The 4,199-nt window shown below is 69.9% G+C and carries 3 protein-coding genes and 1 pseudogene; 2 read left to right on the top strand and 2 right to left on the bottom strand.

Features of this window, described 5'->3' with window-relative positions:
- Positions 1-274: carbohydrate-binding protein (locus FHG89_RS00465; protein ID WP_341874230.1), on the bottom strand; the 274-nt coding region annotated here is incomplete at its 3' end.
- A gap of 897 nt (positions 275-1,171) precedes the next feature.
- Here FHG89_RS00465 and FHG89_RS00460 point away from each other — a divergent pair.
- Complete coding sequence (locus FHG89_RS00460; protein ID WP_158630811.1) at positions 1,172-1,867, top strand: SDR family NAD(P)-dependent oxidoreductase; 696 nt, start codon at positions 1,172-1,174, stop codon at positions 1,865-1,867.
- An 831-nt stretch (positions 1,868-2,698) separates the two neighbouring features.
- Here FHG89_RS00460 and FHG89_RS00455 read toward each other — a convergent pair.
- Positions 2,699-3,085, bottom strand: coding sequence for an ATP-binding protein (locus FHG89_RS00455; protein ID WP_167493834.1), 387 nt, complete (start codon positions 3,083-3,085; stop codon positions 2,699-2,701).
- Positions 3,086-3,587: 502 nt separating this feature from the next.
- On the opposite strand from FHG89_RS00455, the pseudogene FHG89_RS00450 reads away from it, so the two are divergent.
- Positions 3,588-4,070 (top strand): annotated as a pseudogene (locus tag FHG89_RS00450) (glycosyltransferase); the annotation flags it as partial.
- Positions 4,071-4,199 lie beyond the last annotated feature (129 nt).

Here is a 4,199-nt window from a genome sequence, read left to right as displayed (position 1 = left end):
GGTCCCGCCACAGCGACGGGGTCGAGGCCGGGTTCCAGCCTGCGCCGGGGTGGGCGGTGTGGGTGACCAGGGCCTGGTAGAGCCGGCCGCCGTAGGTGACCTGGGTGCCCGCCTGGTAGGTGTTGCCCTCGGCCCAGCCCGGCGCCGTGCAGGCGACCATCGGGACGGCGTCCGCCGAGGACACGGCAGCCATGCTGCTGGGGACGAAGGCGACGGCGGCCGCGACGGTCATCGCCGCCCCGGCTACCACTGCGAAAATCCGACGGCTTCTCATGGCTCACTCCCCAGGCTTCGACGACCCGCGACCTCCACATATTGACGTTCGTGACGGCTATTAGCAAGGGTTGTTAACAGATCCGGAGAAGTGGACCGCGCGCACGAAGAAGGCCCCTGACCGATGCTCCCGGTCAAGGGCCTCTGTCTTGCCGATCAGCTCTGGTGCCCCCGGCGGGTCCCGTCGAACATGGGAACGGCCCGATTTGGCCGCTGACGCCGTCGTCATCAGCGGCACCTGGGCATTGCCCACATGAACAGCTAGCACGAAGCTCTCGTCGGACAGCAGCCCATGACGAAGTCGCCAGACCTGGGGAGGGGCGGACGAACGGTCGCCCCTTCCAGGTCACTGATTACGCGTCTCGGTACCTGTCGGCTGGGTGGCAGACCAGGCCCGTCATGGTTCTACCATCAGCCGCGGCCTCTATGAAGTCGAGCCAGTTGGTCGCAGCGACCCAGTCTTTCCTGAGGAGATGTGCCGTCCAGTTCACAAGCTGAGCCCATGTCGAGCAGCGTTCGACGGCGAACCAGTAGCACCCTTCGCATCCGCTCGTGCGGTGCGGGTTGCACGCGTCGCAATGAACCTGCCACAGAGCCTCGTTGTGCTCCTCCAGCAGTTCGCCGAACGTGATGGTCTCGGCTTCCAGGCCGGTTCGGCCCTCGGCGGCGGCCCGCGCGTGGCGGGCGTCCCGGGCCGCGGCGTTGGCGCGTTCAGGCAGCCACCTGGCTATCCGGTCGGTCTTGCCGGCAGTGTCGCTGACGGGCCGGTCACCAGCCCTCGCCGTCCGTCCACGAACGATTCGGCCTCCGGGGGACGGTGGGCCGGGTGTGGACCTGGCAAAAGCGGGAAGCCACGAGCCGTTGCATGACGGCTCGTGGTTACGACGGCTGGAGGGACATGGGTGCCAGAACCTTCGTGGTGGTCGGTGGGACCAGCGGACTCGGGCTGGCGGTGGCTCGCCTGCTCGTCGGCGGGCACCGGGTCGCCGTCGTCGGCGACGCGCCGGACGAGGTTGCCGCGGTGACCGATGACCTGGGCTGCGCGGGCGCCGTCTGCGATGTCTCCTCCTACGAGCAGGTTCGGCAGGCGTTCGCCGAGGTGGCCGACCGGTACGGCGAGATCGACGGGGTGGCGGCCTGCGCCTCGATGTGGGCGGGCGGCGACCTGGCGGACCTGTCCCCGGAGCGCATCCGGCGGGCCGTGGATGTGAACGTGCTCGGCACCACCTTTGTGATCAAGGAGGCGCTGCACCAGATGCGGCGGCAGGGCCGGGGGAACGTCGTGTACATCGGCGCGATGGCGGTGGCGAAGCCCAGGCCCGGCATCCCGGTCTACCGGGCCACCAAGAGCTACGGCAGCAGCCTGGTCGAGTCGCTGGCCGAGGTGCAGCACAGCAACCAGATCAAGGTGATGCTGGTGCATCCCGGGCCGATGCCGACCCGGCTGCAGGAACGGGTCGGCGACGAGTTTCTGGACGAGGTCTCCGCGCTGCCGGAGCAGGTCGCCGCCGAGGTGGTCCGGCTGCTCCTGCTCGCCCCGGACGACCTCTACGTCTCCGGCGAGCGCGTGCTGCGCGCGGACGGGCGGTGGTGACGGCCGACAGCACCGCCGCCGAGCGTCCGGTCTCGGCTCGACTTCAGGTGGCTCAGGTCCGTCCCGGGCCGCGCCAGCCCGGCTCCCGGTCGGTGTCCGGGCAGGCGCGACCTGCCGTTGACGCCCGGCTGGGCGGACGCCTCGCAGGTGCGGGGGACGACAAACGTCACTATGGTCGAGCCAATGAACAGGCCAGACCCCGCGCAGGGGCAGGCACCAGGGCGGCAGGCGTCGCCACAACCCGCACAGCAGGCTGTGGTCAACACGCACGGACACAAGGGCAGACGGCCCAGCCGAGCCACAGAGGATCAAGACTCACCACCGGCGCCACAGGAGCGCTCAGGCCGAGCCGCCCCGCTAACTTCACCGTCACCCGCGAACTCGAGGTCAAGGTGTCCGGCAGCCCCAGCGCCTCGCTCTCGCCGTTCGTCTGCCCCACCTGGTACCCACTGCCGGTCCCCAGGCCAGCTAAACGCTAGCGAATGGGACATCCGTCGCCAGCCATGCGACCCTGTTGGCCGGGAGGATCCGCTGCAGCCATCGACCTCCGACGGCCTCACGGCAGCGGCGGCCGTAAACGCTCACCACCTGCCCTCGCCCTCTGGTCTCGGAGGGGGAGTTCGTCGAGGCGAACCAGCCTCGGAACCGCGCGGTGCGCACTGCCGCGGGCGGTCCCTGCGGTGGATCAGGTGGGAGCGGCGGGCGCTTTATGAGGAAGCCAGCCGCCTGGCTGCGCCCGCCGCTCCCGGCGCCGCTGACGCTACCAGCACCACTCGTCACTGATGACCGTTTCCGCAGGCCCCGGAACTCGATCGAGCAGCTCGTCGCGGGTCACGACGGCGGTGGCGCCAGTCGGACCCACACGCACTTGTGACCATCGTCGAGGTCAGTGACGCCCCACTCGTCGCACAGCGCTTCAATGATCGCTAGACCGCGGCCACCGTCGCCGTCTGGCTCACGGCGGCGGGGAACGACGGCGGAGCCGTCGACGGCCGCGATCGTCACCCTGCCGTCTGTAGCGCGGATCTGCAGGCGCAGGCAGCCGCCGCCGTGGCGCACCGCGTTGGCCACCAGCTCGTCGGCGATCATCACGGCGTCGTCCACCCACTGCGGGTCACCGAGCCCCCATGCGGTCAGGGCGGCCTTGGTGACCTGGCGGGCGGCGGCGAGAGCGTCGACACCGACAGGAAGGTCGAGGTGCGTGGTCAACTCGCTCACGGCCGTGATCCTGTCTCCCGAGGCTCCCGTCCTGACAGCGACCATCGCTACCCCGCTCTGACCAGGTGAAAACTCTCCGGAGACGGCATCGTCCAGCCGCCTGCGCGCAGCGGGTGTCACCGACGGATCTCGTTCAGTTCCACCGCACCGCCCTGGCCTGCCCGCGAGGAGCGCGCCATCCCCGATCACGCCGAGCCGCCCACCCGTTCGGCCCGCACCTGCCAGCCGAGGCTCGCCGCCAGCGACTCCTGCCGCTGACGCGTACAGACTCGCCGCTGGCGTTGAGCGTCGTGCCCGGTCACGCGTCGCCCGGCAGCGGCCCCGGGGCAGCGTCATCGGGGCCGAGCAGCGGCAGGACGCCCGTGAGGTCCAGGACGCGGCGGACCTGACCGGTGGCGTTGAGCAGCGTCAGCGCACCGCTGCGGCGAGTGCCCGGGCCAACTCGGTCTTACCGACGCCGGTGGGCCCGAGGAAGAGGGACGAACCCGTCCGGGCGCTGGGGGACAAGGGACCGGACGTTGCCATCCAGGCGTGCCGGGCCGCCGGCCTGCCGCTGATGCTGGTTGGCAAGTGCAATGAGCCGATCGAACGCCGCTACTACGACGAAGTCATCCGGCCACTGCTCGACGACGACATCACGGTGGTGTTCAACGCCGACCGGGAGGCCGTGCTGCAGCTGCTGATCGACGCCCGCTGCCTGATCATGCCCATCCAGTGGGAGGAGCCCTTCGGCATGGTCATGGTGGAGGCCATGGCGACCGGCACCCCAGTGGTCGCGCTCAACCGCGGCGCCGTCCCGGAACTCGTCCGACCCGGCCTGACCGGCCTGGTCTGCGAGGCAGACGAGGAACTGCCGGCGGCGCTGCACGAGGCGACCACCCTCGACCCGGCGGCCTGCGTCGCCCACGTGGCGGAGAACCTCTCCACGCAGCGGATGGCCCGCGACTACGAGCCGATCTACCAGCGCGCTGCCGTGAAGGACTAGCACCAACGCCGTTCAGTTAGGTCGGTGGCTGGCCTGTCAAGGTTCGTTGGTGATGACGTCGATGTTGGTGGTGGCTTTGTAGGTGCGGCGGTCGATGTTCGGTCCGCGGGCCTGGTATTTGGAGTTCGA

The organism is Micromonospora orduensis (genome assembly GCF_006228125.1).
GTDB lineage: Bacteria > Actinomycetota > Actinomycetes > Mycobacteriales > Micromonosporaceae > Micromonospora > Micromonospora orduensis.
The sequence above is the reverse complement of the archived record's forward strand: the minus strand, read 5'-3'. Positions and strand labels throughout refer to the sequence as shown.

Excerpts from the sequence above, each read along its gene's own strand:
- FHG89_RS00460 (WP_158630811.1), top strand. The coding sequence starts at position 1,172 with ATGGGTGCCAGAACCTTCGTGGTGGTCGGTGGGACCAGCGGACTCGGG.